This window comes from Streptomyces sp. Z26 (genome assembly GCF_003665095.1).
GTDB lineage: Bacteria > Actinomycetota > Actinomycetes > Streptomycetales > Streptomycetaceae > Streptomyces > Streptomyces phytohabitans.
This window is the reverse complement of sequence record NZ_RCHV01000002.1, coordinates 6,051,150-6,068,099: the sequence shown is the minus strand read 5'-3', so window position 1 is coordinate 6,068,099 and position 16,950 is coordinate 6,051,150. Positions and strand designations below refer to the sequence as shown.

11 protein-coding genes and 1 pseudogene are annotated in these 16,950 nt (G+C 74.6%); 8 read left to right on the top strand and 4 right to left on the bottom strand.

Annotated features, from left to right (window positions below; genetic code table 11):
• Positions 1-208: 208 nt before the first annotated feature.
• From D7M15_RS26215 to D7M15_RS26205, 3 genes and pseudogenes are all read left to right on the top strand, one after another.
• Entirely contained in the window at positions 209-2,674 is a 2,466-nt protein-coding gene (locus D7M15_RS26215; protein WP_121519754.1) for a Tex family protein, read from the top strand.
• 207 nt (positions 2,675-2,881) lie between these two features.
• A pseudogene (locus D7M15_RS26210) lies at positions 2,882-3,993 on the top strand (MFS transporter).
• Between the two features lie 244 nt (positions 3,994-4,237).
• Positions 4,238-5,206, top strand: a complete 969-nt coding sequence (locus D7M15_RS26205) for an acyl-ACP desaturase (protein WP_121519753.1) — start codon at positions 4,238-4,240, stop codon at positions 5,204-5,206.
• Positions 5,207-5,399: 193 nt separating this feature from the next.
• Here D7M15_RS26205 and D7M15_RS26200 read toward each other — a convergent pair whose 3' ends face one another.
• Together D7M15_RS26200 and D7M15_RS26195 are read right to left on the bottom strand one after the other, a co-directional pair.
• Positions 5,400-7,034: an ABC-F family ATP-binding cassette domain-containing protein gene (locus D7M15_RS26200; RefSeq protein WP_121519752.1), complete on the bottom strand. Its 1,635-nt coding sequence runs from the start codon at positions 7,032-7,034 to the stop codon at positions 5,400-5,402.
• A gap of 692 nt (positions 7,035-7,726) precedes the next feature.
• Entirely contained in the window at positions 7,727-8,623 is an 897-nt protein-coding gene (locus tag D7M15_RS26195; RefSeq protein WP_121519751.1) for a LysR family transcriptional regulator, read from the bottom strand.
• Positions 8,624-8,696: 73 nt separating this feature from the next.
• Here D7M15_RS26195 and D7M15_RS26190 point away from each other — a divergent pair, with 73 nt between their 5' ends.
• The 5 genes from D7M15_RS26190 (at position 8,697) to D7M15_RS26170 (ending at position 14,964) form a co-directional block, all read left to right on the top strand.
• Positions 8,697-9,764 carry a DMT family transporter gene (locus D7M15_RS26190; RefSeq protein ID WP_121519750.1) on the top strand — a complete coding sequence of 356 codons (1,068 nt, stop codon included), beginning with the start codon at positions 8,697-8,699 and terminating at the stop codon, positions 9,762-9,764.
• A 287-nt stretch (positions 9,765-10,051) separates the two neighbouring features.
• Entirely contained in the window at positions 10,052-11,665 is a 1,614-nt protein-coding gene (locus D7M15_RS26185; RefSeq protein ID WP_121519749.1) for an ATP-binding cassette domain-containing protein, read from the top strand.
• 66 nt (positions 11,666-11,731) lie between these two features.
• Positions 11,732-12,667, top strand: coding sequence for an FAD-dependent oxidoreductase (locus D7M15_RS26180; protein WP_121519748.1), 936 nt, complete (start codon positions 11,732-11,734; stop codon positions 12,665-12,667).
• Between the two features lie 111 nt (positions 12,668-12,778).
• On the top strand, positions 12,779-14,314 hold the full coding sequence (locus tag D7M15_RS26175; protein WP_121519747.1) for a M1 family metallopeptidase: 1,536 nt from the start codon (positions 12,779-12,781) through the stop codon (positions 14,312-14,314).
• Positions 14,315-14,433: 119 nt separating this feature from the next.
• Complete coding sequence (locus tag D7M15_RS26170; RefSeq protein WP_121519746.1) at positions 14,434-14,964, top strand: hypothetical protein; 531 nt, start codon at positions 14,434-14,436, stop codon at positions 14,962-14,964.
• Positions 14,965-15,011: 47 nt separating this feature from the next.
• On the opposite strand, the gene paaI is transcribed toward D7M15_RS26170, so the two are convergent.
• Together paaI and D7M15_RS26160 are read right to left on the bottom strand one after the other, a co-directional pair.
• Positions 15,012-15,416: a hydroxyphenylacetyl-CoA thioesterase PaaI gene (paaI, locus tag D7M15_RS26165; RefSeq protein ID WP_121521424.1), complete on the bottom strand. Its 405-nt coding sequence runs from the start codon at positions 15,414-15,416 to the stop codon at positions 15,012-15,014.
• Between the two features lie 53 nt (positions 15,417-15,469).
• Entirely contained in the window at positions 15,470-16,918 is a 1,449-nt protein-coding gene (locus tag D7M15_RS26160; protein ID WP_165906331.1) for a pyridoxal-dependent decarboxylase, read from the bottom strand.
• Positions 16,919-16,950 lie beyond the last annotated feature (32 nt).

Here is a 16,950-nt window from a genome sequence, read left to right as displayed (position 1 = left end):
GTAACACCCCCGGCACCACCCCGTAGCCCCTCCCGGTACCGGACGGGACCCCGTGCCCGGGGCGGCCCCGCGACGCGCGCGGCCGCCCCGGGCACAGCCGTGCGCGGGGCGCGTCCCGGCGTCCGCCGACCGGGGCCGCCTGCCACAATGCAGGCTCACCGGGGCACATCCGGGAGCAACTGGCAGCGACAAGGCGGAACGGATCAACGTGACGACCAGCATCGAAGGCAGGATCGCCGAGGAGCTCGGCGTACGGGAGCGGCAGGTCAGGGCCGCGGTGGAACTGCTCGACGGCGGTTCGACCGTCCCGTTCATCGCCCGGTACCGCAAAGAGGCGACGGAGCTGCTCGACGACGCCCAACTGCGCACGCTGGAGGAGCGGCTGCGCTACCTGCGCGAGCTGGAGGAGCGGCGCGACGCGATCCTCGACTCCGTACGGTCGCAGGGCAAGCTCGAAGACGCGCTGGAGGCCCGTATCCGCGCCGCGGAGACGAAGGCGCGGCTGGAGGACATCTACCTGCCGTTCAAGCCGAAGCGGCGCACCAAGGCGCAGATCGCGCGCGAGGCCGGGCTGGAGCCGCTGGCGGACGGCCTGCTGGCCGACCCGGGTACGGAGCCCGAGGCCGCCGCGGCGGGTTACGTGGACGGGGAGAAGGGCGTCGCGGACACCGCCGCCGCGCTGGAGGGGGCGCGCGCGATCCTCGCGGAACGGTTCGGTGAGGACGCCGACCTGATCGGTGAGCTGCGCGAACGCATGTGGTCGCGGGGCCGCCTGGGCGCGAAGGTGCGGGAGGGCAAGGAGGAGCAGGGCGCGAAGTTCAAGGACTACTTCGACTACGCCGAGGCGTTCACGGAGCTGCCCTCGCACCGCGTGCTGGCGATGCTGCGCGGCGAGAAGGAGGAGGTCCTGGACCTCGCCCTGGAGCCGGAGCCCGAGCCCGAGCCGGGTGCGGAACCCGCGGTGGACGCGTCGGGCAGGCCCGTGCCGAGCACGTACGAGCGCGCCGTCGCGCACCGCTTCGGCATCGCGGACCGCGGCCGTCCCGCCGACAAGTGGCTGGCGGACACGGTCCGTTGGGCCTGGCGCACCCGCATCCTGGTGCACCTCGGCATCGACCTGCGGCTGCGGCTGCGCACGGAGGCCGAGGACGAGGCCGTACGGGTCTTCGCGGCCAACCTCCGCGACCTGCTGCTGGCCGCGCCCGCCGGTACCCGCGCCACGATGGGCCTGGACCCGGGGCTGCGTACGGGCGTCAAGGTGGCCGTCGTGGACGCCACCGGCAAGGTGGCCGAGACCAGCACGATCTACCCGCACGCGCCGCAGAAGCAGTGGGAGCGCTCGCTGGAGACGCTGGCGGCGCTCGCGGCCCGGCACCAGGTGGAGCTGGTGGCGATCGGCAACGGCACCGCGTCCCGCGAGACGGACAAGCTGGCGGCCGAACTCATCGCGAAGCGGCCGGAGTTGAAGCTGACGAAGGTGATGGTGTCGGAGGCGGGGGCCTCGGTCTACTCCGCCTCCGCGTTCGCCTCGCAGGAGCTGCCCGACCTGGACGTGTCGCTGCGCGGCGCCGTCTCCATCGCGCGCCGCCTCCAGGACCCGCTGGCCGAACTGGTCAAGATCGACCCGAAGTCGATCGGCGTCGGGCAGTACCAGCACGACCTGGCCGAGGTGAAGCTGTCCCGTTCGCTGGACGCGGTCGTCGAGGACTGTGTGAACGGCGTCGGCGTCGACGTCAACACCGCCTCGGCGCCGCTCCTCTCACGCGTGTCCGGCATCAGCGGCGGACTGGCCGAGAACATCGTGGCGCACCGCGACAGCAACGGCCCGTTCGGGGACCGCAAGCAGCTGAAGGACGTCGCACGGCTCGGCCCGAAGGCGTACGAGCAGTGCGCGGGCTTCCTGCGCGTCCTCGGCGGCACGGACCCGCTGGACGCCTCCGCCGTGCACCCGGAGTCGTACCCGCTGGTGCGCACGATCGTCCGGTCCGCGGGCACCGAGGTGCCCTCCCTCATCGGGAACACGGCGGTGCTGCGCACGCTGCGCCCCGACGACTTCGTCGACGACGCGTTCGGGCTGCCGACCGTGACGGACATCCTCCGGGAGCTGGAGAAGCCGGGGCGCGACCCGCGGCCCGCGTTCCGTACGGCCACGTTCAAGGAGGGCGTCGAGAAGCTGGGCGACCTGACTCCGGGGATGGTGCTGGAGGGGGTCGTGACGAACGTGGCGGCGTTCGGCGCCTTCGTGGACGTCGGCGTCCACCAGGACGGGCTGGTGCACGTGTCCGCGATGTCGCGGACGTTCGTGAAGGACCCGCGCGACGTGGTGAAGCCCGGCGACATCGTACGGGTGAAGGTGCAGGACGTGGACGTGGCGCGGAAGCGCATCTCGCTGACGCTGCGGCTCGACGACGAGGCGGCGGGCGAACGTACGGGCGGTGCGGCCGGTGCCGACTCCGGTGCGGGCGCGGGCGGTTCGGGCGACCGGCGGCGCGGACGCGGCGGACCCGGCGGCGGCGCCCCGCGCCAGCGCCAGGGCGGTCAGGGGCCGGGCGGCGGGCGCGGTGGCGCCGGTGGCGGCGGCAAGCGCCGCGAGGCGGCGCCGCCCGCCAACAGCGAGATGGCCGACGCGCTGCGCCGCGCGGGCCTGCTCGGCGGCGGCGGCAAGAAGCGCTAGCCGTACGGCAGTCGGGCGGTACGGAGCACCCGCACCGCCCGACTCCCCCGCCGGGGAACTTGGTTGCGGCGGCCCCGGTCCGCCCGCTGGGCTGTCCCCGTGGACGGGGCGACGGAACGGCACGGGGGCGCGCAACGGGCGTACGCGCGCGACGGCGGCGCCCCACGGCCCGCGCCCCGGCACCCCCGTACGCTGCTCGCCGCGCTGATGCTGGCGGCGTTCGCGTTCAACACCGCCGAGAACCTCCCCGTCGGCCTGCTGGAGCCGGTCTCCGCCGACCTGCGCGTGCCCGTGCCCGCCGTCGGCCTGCTCGTCACCGGCTACGCCCTCACCGTGGCCGTCGCCTCGCTCCCCCTCACCCACGCCGTACGCGCCGTCCCCCGGCGCCACGTGCTCACCGGGGTGCTGGCCGCGCTCGTCGGGTCCGGCCTCGCCGCGTCGCTGGCCGCCTCGTACGGGCAGCTGCTGGCCGCGCGGGTGGCGACCGCCCTGGCCCAGGCGCTGTTCTGGGCGGTGCTGGGGCCGGTCGCGGTGGGCCTGTTCCCGTCCGGGGTCCGCGGGCGGGTTATGGGGGCGCTGTCCGTCGCCGGGTCGTTGGCGCTGGTCGCCGGGGTGCCCGCCGGGACCTGGCTGGGGCGGGTCGCGGACTGGCGGCTGTCCGTCGCCGTACCCGCCGTTCTCGGGCTGGTGCCCCTCGTGCTGGTGGCGGCGCTGCTGCCGACCGCCGCGCCGGGCGCGGAGCGCGCCGCGTACGGCACGCGCCCCGACGCCCGCCGCTTCCGTACGGTGCTGGCGGCCGGGGCGCTGTCGGCCACGGGCGGGTTCGCGGGCTTCACGTACGTGGTGCCGTTCCTCGGCGACGTGAGCGGCTTCGCGCCGGACGCGGTCGCGCTGCTGCTGGTCGCGTTCGGCGCGGCGTGCCTCGCCGGTACGGGGGTCGCGGGCGCGCTCCTCGACGCTTCCCCGACGCCGTGCTGGCCGTCGCGGTGGCGGCGCAGGGCGCCGGGCTGCTGGGCCTGTGGGCGGCGGGCGGGCGTCCGGCCGCGGCCGTGGTGTTCCTGCTGGTGACGGGTGGCGCGCTGGGCCCGGTGTTCCTGGCCGCGCAGCACGCGGTGCTGCGCTGCGCGCCCGGCCGTACGGACCTGGCGCTCGCGGCCAACTCCGGCGCGTACCACGCCGGGATGGCGGCGGGCGCCGCCCTCGGCGCGCTCGCGCTGCCGTACGCGGGCGTGCGCGGCGCGTTCCTCCTCGGCGGGCTGCTCGGGGCCGCGTCCTGCGCGGTGCTGCTGGCCGACCGGCGGCCGCGGGCGCGCGCGTAGCCGTCCGTCCGTCCGTCCGTCCGGGTGGACGCGACGGTGGCGGACGCGGGGTCCGGCGGGAGACGTACACCACACACCGTTCCGCCACGGGCGCTCTGGCCTGCGGCGACGCGACAGCGCCGACACATCGCCTTGCCTTCTCCGGGACATCAACCTACGGTGTCGTAACCTACGGAACCGTAAGTGCTGTTCCTTGGGGGCACCTCCACCCGCCCCACCGTCCCCTCCCCCGTCAGGAGTCGCCGTGACCACCGCCACCCCGCACGCAGGTACGGACCAGTGGACGGACGCCCGTCTGCTCTTCGCGCTGGAAGAGGTGGTGGAGAAGGAGCTGAACCGCCACCTGGCGGTCGCCAAGGACTGGATGCCGCACCAGTACGTGCCGTGGACCGCCGCGCGCGACTTCGACGGCCCGTTCGACGGCGAGGCGTGGGCACCGGACCAGTCGAAGGTCACCGAGGTCGGCCGGATCGCCCTCGTCGTCAACCTGCTCACCGAGGACAACCTCCCCTCGTACCACCACGAGATCGCCACCCTCTTCGGCCGCGACGGCGCCTGGGGCACCTGGGTGCACCGCTGGACCGCCGAGGAGGGGCGGCACGGCATCGTGATGCGCGACTACCTACTGGCGTCCCGTGCCGTCGACCCGGTGCAGCTGGAGAACCTGCGCATGGCGCACATGTCGGAGGGCTTCGAGTCCGACAACGCGGGCAGCATGCTCCACTCCGTCGCGTACGTCGCCTTCCAGGAGCTGGCCACCCGCGTCTCGCACCGCAACACCGGCCACCAGTCCGGTGACCCGGTCTGCGACCGGATGCTCGCCCGCATCGCCACGGACGAGAACCTGCACATGGTCTTCTACCGCAACCTGCTCGCCGCCGCCTTCGAGCTGGCGCCGGACCTGACGATGCAGGCCGTACGGGACGTGGTCGTGGGCTTCCGGATGCCCGGCCACGGCATGCCCGGCTTCGAGCGGTCCGCCGCGCGCATCGCCATCGGCGGGATCTACAACCTCCGCATCCACCACGACGACGTGCTCCAGCCCGTGCTGCGCTACCTCAAGGTGATGGAGATCGGCGGGCTCGGCCCCGACGGGCTGCGCGCGCAGGAGGAGTTGGGCCTGTTCATGAACGGACTGGACGGCGAGGCCGCGAAGTTCGACGAGAAGCTGGCGGCGCGGAACGCGCGCAAGGCGGCGCGCGCGGCGGGCTGAGCCGCGCGGGGACGCGCGGGCCCGGAGGGACCCGCGTGACCCGCCCACGGGGAGAGGCGCGCCACGGGCGCGTACGGGCGCGGTCACGCCCACGAGGCGGCGGTGCACGGGTGTGGGGCCCGGCACCGCCGCCGTGCGTCGTGGGGCGGCGATGGGCGGGCAGGCGTGAGCGGGTGGACCGTGAGCGGGTGGCTCAGCTCTCCGTGACCCGGCCGTCCGCCACCTCCAGACGGCGCGTGGTGTGCACCGCCTCCAGCATCCGCCGGTCGTGGGTGACGAGCAGCAGCGTGCCCTCGTACCCGGCGAGCGCCGACTCCAACTGCTCGATGGCGGGCAGGTCCAGGTGGTTGGTGGGCTCGTCCAGGACCAGGAGGTTGACGCCACGGCCCTGGAGCAGGGCCAGCGCGGCGCGGGTGCGTTCGCCGGGCGAGAGGGTCGCGGCGGGGCGCAGTACGTGGACGGCCTTGAGGCCGAACTTCGCGAGCAGCGTGCGGGCTTCGGCGGGCTGGAGGTCCGCGGCGGCGCCGAACGCGTCGAGCAGCGATTCCTCCCCGTAGAACAACCGCCGCGCCTGGTCGACCTCACCGACCTGCACGCCCGACCCCAACACCGCCGATCCCGCCGCCAGTTCGAGCCGCCCGAGGAGCGTGGCGAGCAGCGTCGACTTGCCGGAGCCGTTGGCGCCGGTCACGGCCACCCGGTCGCGCCAGTCGAGTTGGAGGTCGACGGGCCCGAACCGGAAGTCACCGCGCCGCACTTCGGCGCCGCGGAGCACCGCCACGACGGAGCCGGAGCGGGGCGCGTCCGCGATGTCCATCCGCAGCTCCCACTCCTTGCGCGGCTCCTCGACGACCTCCAGCCGTTCGATCATCCGGTCCGTCTGGCGTGCCTTCGCGGCCTGCTTCTCGGTGGCCTCCACCCGGGAGTTTCGGCCGATCTTGTCGTTGTCGCTCATCTTGCGCCGCGCGTTGCGGACGCCCTTCTCCATCCAGCCGCGCTGCCGCCGCCCGCGCGCCTCCAGGTCGGCGCGGGTGTCGGCGTACTCCTCGTAGTCCTCGCGCGCCTGCCGCCGGGCGCGTTCGCGCTCGTCCAGGTACGACTGGTAGCCGCCGCCGAAGAGGTTCACGCGCTGCTGCGCCAGGTCGAGTTCGAGGACGCCGGTGACGGTGCGGGCGAGGAACTCGCGGTCATGGCTGACCAGTACGGTCCCGGCGCGCAGCCCCGTCACGAACGTCTCCAGCCGGGCCAGGCCGTCCAGGTCGAGGTCGTTGGTGGGCTCGTCGAGGAGGAACACGTCGTAGCGGCTGAGCAGCAGCGAGGCGAGGGACGCGCGGGCGGCCTGGCCGCCGGAGAGCGCCGTCATCGGCCGGTCCAGGCCGGTGTCGAGGCCCAGCCCGGCGGTCACCTCGGCGGCCCGCTCGTCCAGGTCGGCGGCGCCGAGCGCGAGCCAGCGTTCCAGCGCGACGGCGTACGCGTCGTCGCCGCCGGGCAGGCCCTCCGACAGCAGCCGGGTGCCCTCCTCCAACGCGGCCTCGGCGGCGGCGACTCCCGTACGGCGCGTGAGGAAGCCGCGTACGGTCTCGCCCTCGCGGCGCTCCGGCTCCTGCGGCAGATGGCCGACGGTGGCGGTGGGCGGGCTGAGGCGCACGGTGCCCTCCTCGGCGGTGCCGAGTCCGGCGAGCATCCGCAACAGGGTGCTCTTGCCCGCGCCGTTGACGCCGACGAGGCCGATCACGTCGCCGGGGGCGACGACCAGGTCGAGCCCGGCGAAGAGGGTACGGTCGCCGTGGCCGGCGGCGAGGTTCTTGGCGACGAGAGTGGCAGACATGAGGTCGTGATCCTAGGCGATGGGCGGGCGCCGGGGCGCGCGGATTCCGGCGGCGGCGCCGTACGTGTCGGCCCGCGCACGGCGGCGGGCGCACGCCGTACGCGTACGGCGGATGGGCCGGTCAGCCGGTCAGCCGCCACACGACGACCAGCGCTCCCAGCACGGTGAACGCGGTCAGTACGAGCATCGCGACCGCCACCCCGCGACTGCCGGGCAACCCGTGCCTGCCGTCCATGGGGCCTCCTGTCGCAGCAGCGCCGTGTGCTTCTCCGCCGATGTCCCCCACCGCAGGGTCGCCGCGAACAGGCGCTCGGGTAAAGGGGGCGGGCGCGTCCGCAGGCCACCGCCGGGGCCGCGCGGGGCCGTCCGCGCACCCGCCGGAATGCGTTCACACAGCAGCGAACCTTCCGTACTTGTGTGCGCCCGTACGGACTGTAGAGTGCCCGCACGCGCGTCAACTCCGGTCCGGTGAGGTGGTGTTGGAGTTCGCGCAACGGGCGGGGCGTCGGCGTTCTGCCTCCCGCACGCGTGCGTTCCCGCCCCAGGGAGTGGGCGGGCACGCTCGCGGCGGCATCCACCCGGAACCGCCACCGCGCGCGCGTCCCCGGGACGTCTCCGGCACGCCCCGACAGCTGCCGCGCGTACCGCGTTCCGGCTCGATCCCGCCCCCGCGCCACGCGTGCCGCGCCCCCTCAGACGGGTGGGACCCGGCGGCGGAGGGCCGTGAGGGCCGCGCGGATGACCGGGCTGCGGGAGTTGCCGCGCCAGGCGGCCAGCACCTCGCGTTCCAGGCCCGGCGCGCAGTCGACGAAGCGCACACCCGGCGGTGCGGGCCGCTGCGCCATGGCCGGGACGAGCGCCGCAGTCAACCCGGCCTCGACCAGGGCGAGTTGGGTGGTGTACTCGGCCACGGTGTAGCGGAGGCGCGGCTCGCCGCCACGGGCGCGTACGGCCTGTACGAGCGCCTCGCGCGGCTCCGTACCCGGTGCGCAGCCCGCCCACGGCTCGTCCGCCAGCTCCGCGAGGTCCACCGACTCCCGTTCCGCCAGGGGATGTTCGGCGGCGAGGGCGACGTGTACGCGTTCCCGTACGAGCGCCTCGAAGGCGACGCCCGCCGGAAGCGCCATCGGCCGGTTGCTCCAGCTCTCGATCACCAGCAGGTCCAGGTCGCCCGCGAGGAGCAGCGGCAGCATGTCGACGGCCTCGCCGTCGCGTACGGCCGGGGCGAGCCGCGGATGGTCGCGCGTGAGGTCCGCGAGCGCGCCGGGGAGCAGCGTGCGCAGGGCGCTGCCGACGCCGCCGAGCCGCAGCGGTCCGAGGATCTCCTCGTGCAGGTCCGCCAGGTCGGTCTCGGCGGCGGCGAGCTGACCGAGGACGCGGTCGGCGTGCTCGGTGAGGACCCGGCCGGCGTGCGTGAGGCGTACGCTCCGGCCGTCGGGCTCCAGCAGCCGGTGCCCGGACTCCCGTTCCAGCTTGGCGAGTTGCTGGGAGACGCCGGAGGGCGTGACGTGGAGGGCGCGCGCGGCCCGCGCGATCGAGCCGTACGCGGCGACGGCGGAGAGGGCGCGGAGGCGGTCGACACTGAACACGGTAGCGATGCTACCGGGACATCATCAGAAAGCTTCGCTTTTGTTGACGGGTCTTCGGCCCCAGAGTGGAGCCATGGCATCGGCATCCCGGCGCGCCGACGGCGCGCCCACGACCACGGCTGCGGTCACGACCCCGGCAGCGGGCACGACCACCGCGGCGGGCGTCCCGGTGAGCACGACCACCGCCCCGCGCCCCGAGCCGCAGTCCGTCCCCGCGCGGGCCGTCGTGCTGCTCACGGCGGGCGCGGCGTGCACGGCGGCGTCGGGCGCGTTCGTGAAGCTGTCCGGTACGGACGCGGGGACGGCCGCGTTCCTGCGCTGCGCGCTGGCGCTGCTGGTGCTGGTGCCGTTCGCGCTGCGGGAGTTGGCGCGGGTCGGCGGCCGTACGCGGCGCCTGCTGCTGCTGGACGCGGCGGCGGGCGTACTGCTCGGCGTGGACTTCGTCCTCTGGTCGGCGTCCGTGCTCCACCTCGGGGCGTCGATCGCCGCCGTCCTGCTGAACGTGCAGGTCGTCGTCTTCCCGCTGCTCGCCCGGCTGGTCTCGGGCGCCCCGATGCCGCTGCGCTTCGTGCTGGCGATCCCCGTGATGCTCGCGGGCGTCGCCCTGGCGGGCGGCGCGGTCGGTGGCGCGGAGGCGAACGGCGACCCGGTGACGGGAGTGCTGTACGGGACGGCGGCGGGCGTCAGTTACGCCGGCTACCTCTTCCTCACGCGCCTCGCGGGCGGCCGTACGCACACGGTGCTGCCGGTGTGCGTCTCCACGGCGGCGGCCGCCGCCTCAGCGGGGGTGGTGGGCGGCGTCATGACGGGCATCGCGACGCCGCACACGGCGGCGTCGTGGGGATGGCTGGCCGCGCTGGCGCTGTTCGGGCAGGTGCTGACGTGGCTGCTGATCGGCTCGGCGCTGCCGCTGCTGGCGGCCAACACCGGTGCCGCGCTGCTGCTGCTCCAGCCGGTGCTGGCCGTGCTGGTGGGGGTGGTGGCGCTGGGTGAGCGCCCGACGGCGTTCCAGGTCGGCGGCAGCGCGCTGGTGGTGGGCACGGTCTGGTTCGCGACGCGCGCCCCGGCCCGCGAACGGACCGCCGGGCGGGGGCGAAGGCCGGGCGCGGCGCGCGGAGCGGGCGCGGCGGGCGCGGCGTAAATCCCGTTGCGGCGGCGCGGCGGGCGCCGTACGGTCGTCGACGGCTCTGTTGCCGTCGACAGGAGAGGCAGTTGCTCGTCTGAGGTTCTGAGACACCGTGTGCCCCGTCTGGTGTGCCACGAGTGCGACCTCGGAAGCGAGCTGCCGTCCCGCGCATCCGCCGTTCCCGGCCCTGCCGCCCCGCGCATCTCCCCTCCGCCCCTGCCCGGGGCCCGGTGTCTCCCGCGTTGCCCACCATCCGCACGCGCCGCACGTCCCGGCGGCAGCACCGCGACGGGAGACCCCGTATGTCATCGACCACCACCTCCATCACCTGCACCGGCCTGACCTTCGGCTGGCCCGACGGCACCCCCGTCCTCGACGGTCTCGACCTGTCCGTCGGGCCCGGCCGGACCGGGCTCATCGGGCTCAACGGCACGGGGAAGTCCACCCTGCTGAAGCTGATCGCGGGCGAACTCACCCCGCTCGGCGGCGCCGTACGCGTCACCGGCGAGCTCGGCCACCTGCCGCAGAACCTGACCCTCGACACCTCGCTCCGCGTCGACGAGGCGCTCGGCGTCGCCGACGCGCGTGCCGCGCTGCACGCCATCGAGGCGGGCGACGCCGCCGAGGAGCACTTCACGGCAGTCGGCGACGACTGGGACGTGGAGGAGCGCGCGCGGGCGACGCTCGACCAGCTCGGGCTGGTCGGCGTCGGCCTCGACCGCACCGTCGGCGAGGTGTCCGGCGGCGAGTCCGTACTGCTGCGGCTGGCGGCGCTGCTGCTCGCGCGGCCGGACGTGCTGCTGCTGGACGAGCCGACGAACAACCTCGACCGGGAGGCGCGGCAGCGGCTGTACGCGGCGGTGTCCGCGTGGCCGGGCGTGCTCGTCGTCGTCAGCCACGACCGCGAACTGCTCGGCCTCGTCGACCGGATCGCGGATCTGCGCCCGGACGGCGTGCACTGGTACGGCGGCAACCTCGACGCGTACGAGGAGGCCGTCGCCGCCGAGCAGGAGGCCGCCGAACGCATGGTGCGCGTCGCGGAGGCCGACGTGAAGCGGCAGCGGCGGGAGCTGACCGAGTCCCAGTCGAAACTCGCGAAGCGGGTGCGCTACGGCAACAAGATGAGCGCCAACAAGCGCGAACCGAAGATCGTGATGAACCAGCGCAAGCGCGACGCCCAGGTCTCCGGCGCCAAGCACCGCCTCCTGCACGAACAGCGCCTGGAGGACGCGAAGGAACGGCTGGACGAGGCGGCCGAGGCCGTACGGGACGACGCGGAGATCCGCGTGGACCTGCCGTTCACGGCCGTACCGCCGGGGCGGCGGGTGCTCACGCTGCGGGACGTGGAGCTGCGCTGCGGCGCGCGGGCGACGCTCGACGTGCACGGCCCGGAGCGGATCGCGCTGCTGGGGCGGAACGGTTCGGGCAAGTCCACGCTGCTGCGCACGATCGCGGGCGGGCTGCCCGCGGTGGCCGGTGAGGTGGAGACGCACGTGCCCGTACGGTCGCTGCCGCAGCGGCTCGACGTGCTGGACGACGACCTGTCGCTGGTCGAGAACGTCGCGCGGCTGGCGCCGGAGGCGACCAACAACCGCGTACGGGCGCAGCTGGCGCGCTTCCTGTTCAAGGGGGCGCGGGCGGACCGCACGGTGGGCACGCTGTCCGGCGGTGAACGCTTCCGCGCGACGCTCGCCGCCGTGATGCTGGCCGAGCCCGCGCCGCAGCTGCTCATGCTCGACGAGCCGACGAACAACCTCGACATGGCGAGCGTCCGGCAGCTCGTCGCGGCGCTCGGCTCGTACGAGGGCGCGCTGATCGTGGCCGGGCACGACGTGCCGTTCCTGCGGGACATCGGCGTCACGCGCTGGCTCCGGCTGGACGGCGAGCTGACTCCCGTCGACCCGGAGGAGGTGTGAGCGAGGGCGCACCACGGTGCGGGCGCACCCGTGCGCGGGCGCACCGGCTGCGGTTAGCGTGCGTCCATGCGTGAGGTGCTGATCGTCGGAGGCGGGGTCGTCGGGCTGACCACGGGCGTGCTGCTCGCGGAGGACGGCGTGCGGGTACGGCTGTGGAGCCGCGAGCCCGCCGCCGCGACGACCTCGGCGGTGGCGGGCGGGCTGTGCTGGCCGTACCGCATCGAGCCCGCCGCGCTCGCCGCCGAGTGGGCCGTACGCTCCTTCGGCACCTTCGCGGCGCTCGCGCGGGACCCGGCGGCGACGGGCGTACGGATGCGCGCGGGCACCATGGCGGACGGCGCCAGCACGCCGGAGTGGTCGGCGCTGGTGGGGCCGCGCACGGTGACGCCCGTGGTCGACATGACGACGTATCTCCGGTACCTCCAGGCCCGGTTGGAGGCCGCGGGCGGCCGCGTCGAACGGCGTGCCGCCCGCTCGCTGGAGGAGGCCGCCGCGGCCGCGCCCGTCGTCGTCAACTGCACCGGCCTGGGCGCGCGCGAGCTGGTGCCGGACCCGTCGGTACGGGCGGTGCGCGGGCAGTTGGTGGTGGTGGCCGACCCGGTCGGCGTCGAGGAGTGGTACGTGGCGGCGGCGCACGGCGCGGCGGCGTCCACGTACGTCATCCCGCAGCCGTACGGGTTGCTGCTCGGCGGGACCGCCGAGGAGGACGCCGAGGACCCGGAGCCCGATCCGGGCACGGCCGCGGACATCGTGGCGCGCTGCGCCCGGGTGCTGCCCGCGCTGGCCGGGGCGGAGGTGCTGGAGCACCGCGTGGGGCTGCGCCCGTACCGGCCGCGGGTGCGGCTGAAGGCCGTACGGCTGCCGGGCGGCGGCGTCTGCGTGCACCACTACGGGCACGGCGGGGCGGGCGTCACGGTGTCGTGGGCCTGCGCGGAGGACTCCGTACGGCTGGTGTCGGACGCCCTCCGACGGGCGGAACGTCGTGGACATGACGTGTCCTGACAGAGTAGACATCGTCCGGGGCCCGGAGCCCGCACCACGTGGCAACGCAGCCCGATGCCCGTAACCCGATGCAGACCGTGCAGAACGCGTCCCGAGAAAGATGGAGAACCCGTGCGTCAGAGATTCCTCGCCCCGGCCGTGGTCGCCGCCTCCCTGCTGCTGACGATCCCGGCGTCGGCGGCCGAACCCGCGCCGGGCGCCCCCGGCGTGGGCGACCCGTACTACCCGGACTACGGCAACGGCGGCTACGACGTCTCGCACTACGACCTGCGGCTGAAGTACCAGCCCGAGGACGACCGTCTGGAGGGCACCGCCACCCTGCTGGCCACCACCACGCAGGAACTCTCCCGCTTCAACCTCGACTTCGCGCTCGACGTGAGCGACGTCCGCGTCAACGGGCGGAAGGCGTCGTTCGCCACGTCCGGCGCGCACGAGCTGGAGATCACCCCCGACCGGCCGCTGAAGAAGGGCCAGCGCATCACGGTCGTCGTGCGCTACTCCGGCACCCCCTCGGAGGTCGAGGTCAACGGCTTCACCTCCTGGCACCGCACGCCCGACGGCGGTGTCGCGGCGAACGAGCCGGAGGCCGCCTGGTGGTGGTTCCCGAGCAACGACCACCCGTCGGACAAGGCGACGTACGACGTGAGCGTGGCCGTGCCGGACGGCACGCAGGCGATCAGCAACGGCGTGCTCACCTCCGAGCGCGCGCAGGCGGGCTGGACGCGCTTCAACTGGCGTTCGGACCAGCCGCAGGCGTCGTACCTGGCGACGCTGGCCGTCGGCAAGTTCGACATCACGAAGGACGAGACGTCCGACGGGCTGCCGGTGCTGAACGCGTACAGCAAGGACCTCGGCGAGAACGACCGCGGCGCCCGCGCGAGCATCGAGCGCACCGCCGAGGTGACGGAGTGGCTGTCGTCGGTCTTCGGCCCGTACCCGTTCAACGCCATCGGCGGCTACGTCCCCAACACCGACACCGGCTACGCGCTGGAGACCCAGACCCGGCCGTTCTACAGCCAGCGCAGCTTCGCGTCCGGCTCCAACATGTCGCTCGTCGTGCACGAGATGGCGCACCAGTGGTACGGGGACAGCGTCTCCGTGCACGGCTGGAAGGACATCTGGCTGAACGAGGGCTTCGCCACGTACGCGTCGTGGCTCTGGTCGGAGGAGCAGGGCGAGGGCACGGCCCAGGAGATCTCCGACTGGACGTACGACTCGTACCCGGCGGACGACGAGTTCTGGACGGTGCGGCCCGCCGACCCGGGCGCGGAGAACCAGTTCCACGACGCCGTCTACGACCGCGGCGCCATGGCGCTGCACGCCCTGCGCGCGGAGATCGGTGACGACGACTTCTTCGCGATCCTCAAGGGTTGGCAGGACGAGCGGCGGGGCGGTGACGCGCGGGTCGACGAGTTCGTGGCGTACGCGGAGCAGGTCTCCGGCAAGTCGCTGGACGCGCTGTTCGACACCTGGCTGCGGGAGCCGACGCGGCCGGAGGCGCCCGCGGGCGCGGAGAGCGGCGCCGCGAAGCGGGTCCCGGCGGCGAAGGCGGAGCGGCCGAAGTCGTGGGAGGACCTCCAGGCGACGAAGCACGGCCGCGAGCACGAGGCGCACGGCGACGCCCACGGCAGCGGGCACGGGCACTGACGCCACCGGCCCCAAGGCACCCGCGTTCCGGGCGGGCCGCGTCACGGCGCGGCCCGCCCGTACGTCTCCGGCGGGGACGGAACGCGGCGGTGTGACGTTTCTCCGCCTACAGTGACGCCATGTTCAAGTCAGGGGTGGGGTTTCTCGCGCTGTTCGGGGTGGGCTGGTGGCTGCTGGCCACCAGCGCGTTCAGCGGTCCGGCACGGCCGGTGGCGATCGCGGCCGGGTGCGTCGTGGCGGTGGCGCTGATGCTCGCCGCGCGCCGGTCGCTGCCCGCGTCGGAGGGCGGCCCGTTCCCGCCGGACCGGCGCAGGCGCTTCCATCAGATCAACGGCCTCCAGTGGCTGCTGATCATCGCCATCGCCGTGGGCTGCGCCCGCGCCGGTGAGCCGGTGCTCGTACCGCCGCTGGTCGCCGTCGTCGTCGGGCTGCACTTCCTGCCGCTCGCCGCCGTGTTCGGGCAGCCGCGGCTGCGGGTGCCCGCGGCCCTGCTGACGGCGGCCGGGGCGGGCGGCCTGGCCGTGTGGGCGGCGGACGGCGCGGACGCGACCGTACGCCTCGTGGTGGGCCTGGTCGCCGCCCTGTCCCTGTGGGGCGTGGGGGCCTGGACGGTCGCCGCCGGGCGGGAGCCGGCGCGCGCGGACGCGTGACCGGGCGGGTGGACCGGCGCGTGAACGGGCCGCCGTACACGCCGAGTTCACGCCCCCGACGTACGCCCTCCCCCGCTCCGTGGCCGGTCCCCGAGCGCCCGGCTGCGGCCCCGGAACTCCGCGACCACCGTCTCCGCCCGCCGTACGGTCACGTCGTAGATCCCGTTGCGGCCGTGCCGGGAACGCTCGTGCGCGGTGGCCGTCAGGACGTCGCCCTCGTGGACGGGCGCGGTGAACGAGACGTCGGCGCCGGAGGCGACCGTCACCGGCCCCCGGCTGTTGCAGGCGCAGGCGAAGGCGGTGTCGGCAAGCAGGAAGACGTAGCCGCCGTGGGCGATGCCGTGGCCGTTGAGCATCGCGGCGGTCACCGTCATCCGGACCACCGCGGCGCCCTCGCCCGCCGACAGCAGCTCGATGCCGAGGCCGCGGGACGCGGCGTCGGCGGCGAACATCGCGCCGACGGGGTCGTCGCCGGGGTCGTCGCCGGGCGGGCGCGGGTCCCCGCTCACCGGGCCGCCCCGCCGACGCCGCCGGGGCACGTCTCGCGTGCGAGGGCGACCAGCCGGTCGACGACGAGGTCGATGTCGGCGGGTGTGGTGCGGTGGTTGGTGACGCAGGCCCGGATGCCCTGGCGCCCGTTCAGCCTGGCCGGTCCCAACAAAGCGGTCCCCTCCTCGATCAGCCGCGCCAGCACGGCGGTGTGTTCGGCGTCGCCCGCGCCCCTGATCCGCAGGCAGACGGCGGTGAGCGGCACCGGCGCCATCAACTCCAGTTCGGGGGCGGCCTCGACGCGGTCCGCCAGTCGGCGGGCGAGTCGCAGCGTGTGGTCCACCGCTGCCCGGAAAGCGTCCACCCCGAACGCCCGCAACGCGCTCCACACCTTCAACGCCTTGAAGTCGCGGGACAGTTGGGGCCCGTAGTCCATGTAGTCGAGCATCAGCGGGTCCTCCTCCACGGTGAGGTACGAGGAGGAGAAGGCGTACGCCTGGGCCAGCAGGCTGCGGTCGCGCACCAGCAGACAGCCCGCCTCCAGCGGCGCGAACAGCATCTTGTGCGGGTCCAGCGCGATCGAGTCGGCGCGGCCGACGCCCGCGAAGGACTCCCGTACGTCGTCGGAGAGCACGAACAGCGCGCCGTACGCGCCGTCCACGTGCAACCACAGGTCCTCGCGCGCGCAGACGTCCGCGATCGCGTCGACCGGGTCGACGGAGCCGCTGGTGACCGTGCCCGGCGTGGCCACCACGCAGAACGGTTCGCGTCCGGCGGCGCGGTCCGCGCGGATCGCCTCTTCCAGCGCGTCGACGCGCATGCGGAACCGGTCGTCGGTGGCGATGTGCCGGACGTTCTCCGTGCCGAGGCCGAGGATCGCGGCGGCCTTGTCCACGCAGCGGTGCGCCTCGCGGGAGGTGTAGAGGACCAGTGGCGGCGCCGACGTCTGGAGGCCCCGTGCGCGGAAGTCGGGGCGGCGGGCGTGCAGCGCGGTGGTCAGGGCGTTGAGGGTGGCGAGGGAGCCGCCGCCGGTGAGGATGCCGCCGGCCTCCTCGCCGTAGCCGAACAGCCCGCCCAGCCAGTTGGTCACGGCGCGCTCGACGACGCTCGCGGCCGGGGAGAGCTGCCAGAAGTTGCAGTTCTGGTTGAGGGTGGCGGCGACGGCCTCGGCGTACGGCGCGATGCCGTTGGGCGGCCCCAGTACGTACGCGAGGAAGCGCGGGTGGGCGACGGCGGTGGAGTTCGGCACGATCCGCTCGTCGATCTCCCGGAACACCCCCTCGACACCCACCCCCTGGTCGGGGAACGGGTCGGAGAGCAGCGCGGCGAGCGTCCCCCGGTCCACGTCGGGCACCAGCGGGCGGCTGCGCAGCGTGCGTTCGTAATCGCCGAGGAACGTGCTCAGCAGCCGGTCGGCGGTCTCCCGCTCGGCTTCGTTCAACGCGAGTATCGGCTGGTCGGACACGGGGGCCTCCGGTGGTGGGCGGTGGGTGACGG

What these genes read in the sequence shown, in the direction of transcription:
- D7M15_RS26180 (WP_121519748.1), top strand. Translation starts at nt 11,732, where the DNA reads ATGCGTGAGGTGCTGATCGTCGGAGGCGGGGTCGTCGGGCTGACCACG.
- paaI (WP_121521424.1), bottom strand. Translation starts at nt 15,416, where the DNA reads ATGTTCGCCGCCGACGCCGCGTCCCGCGGCCTCGGCATCGAGCTGCTG.
- D7M15_RS26185 (WP_121519749.1), top strand. Translation starts at nt 10,052, where the DNA reads ATGTCATCGACCACCACCTCCATCACCTGCACCGGCCTGACCTTCGGC.
- D7M15_RS26190 (WP_121519750.1), top strand. Translation starts at nt 8,697, where the DNA reads ATGGCATCGGCATCCCGGCGCGCCGACGGCGCGCCCACGACCACGGCT.
- D7M15_RS26200 (WP_121519752.1), bottom strand. Translation starts at nt 7,034, where the DNA reads ATGTCTGCCACTCTCGTCGCCAAGAACCTCGCCGCCGGCCACGGCGAC.
- D7M15_RS26170 (WP_121519746.1), top strand. Translation starts at nt 14,434, where the DNA reads ATGTTCAAGTCAGGGGTGGGGTTTCTCGCGCTGTTCGGGGTGGGCTGG.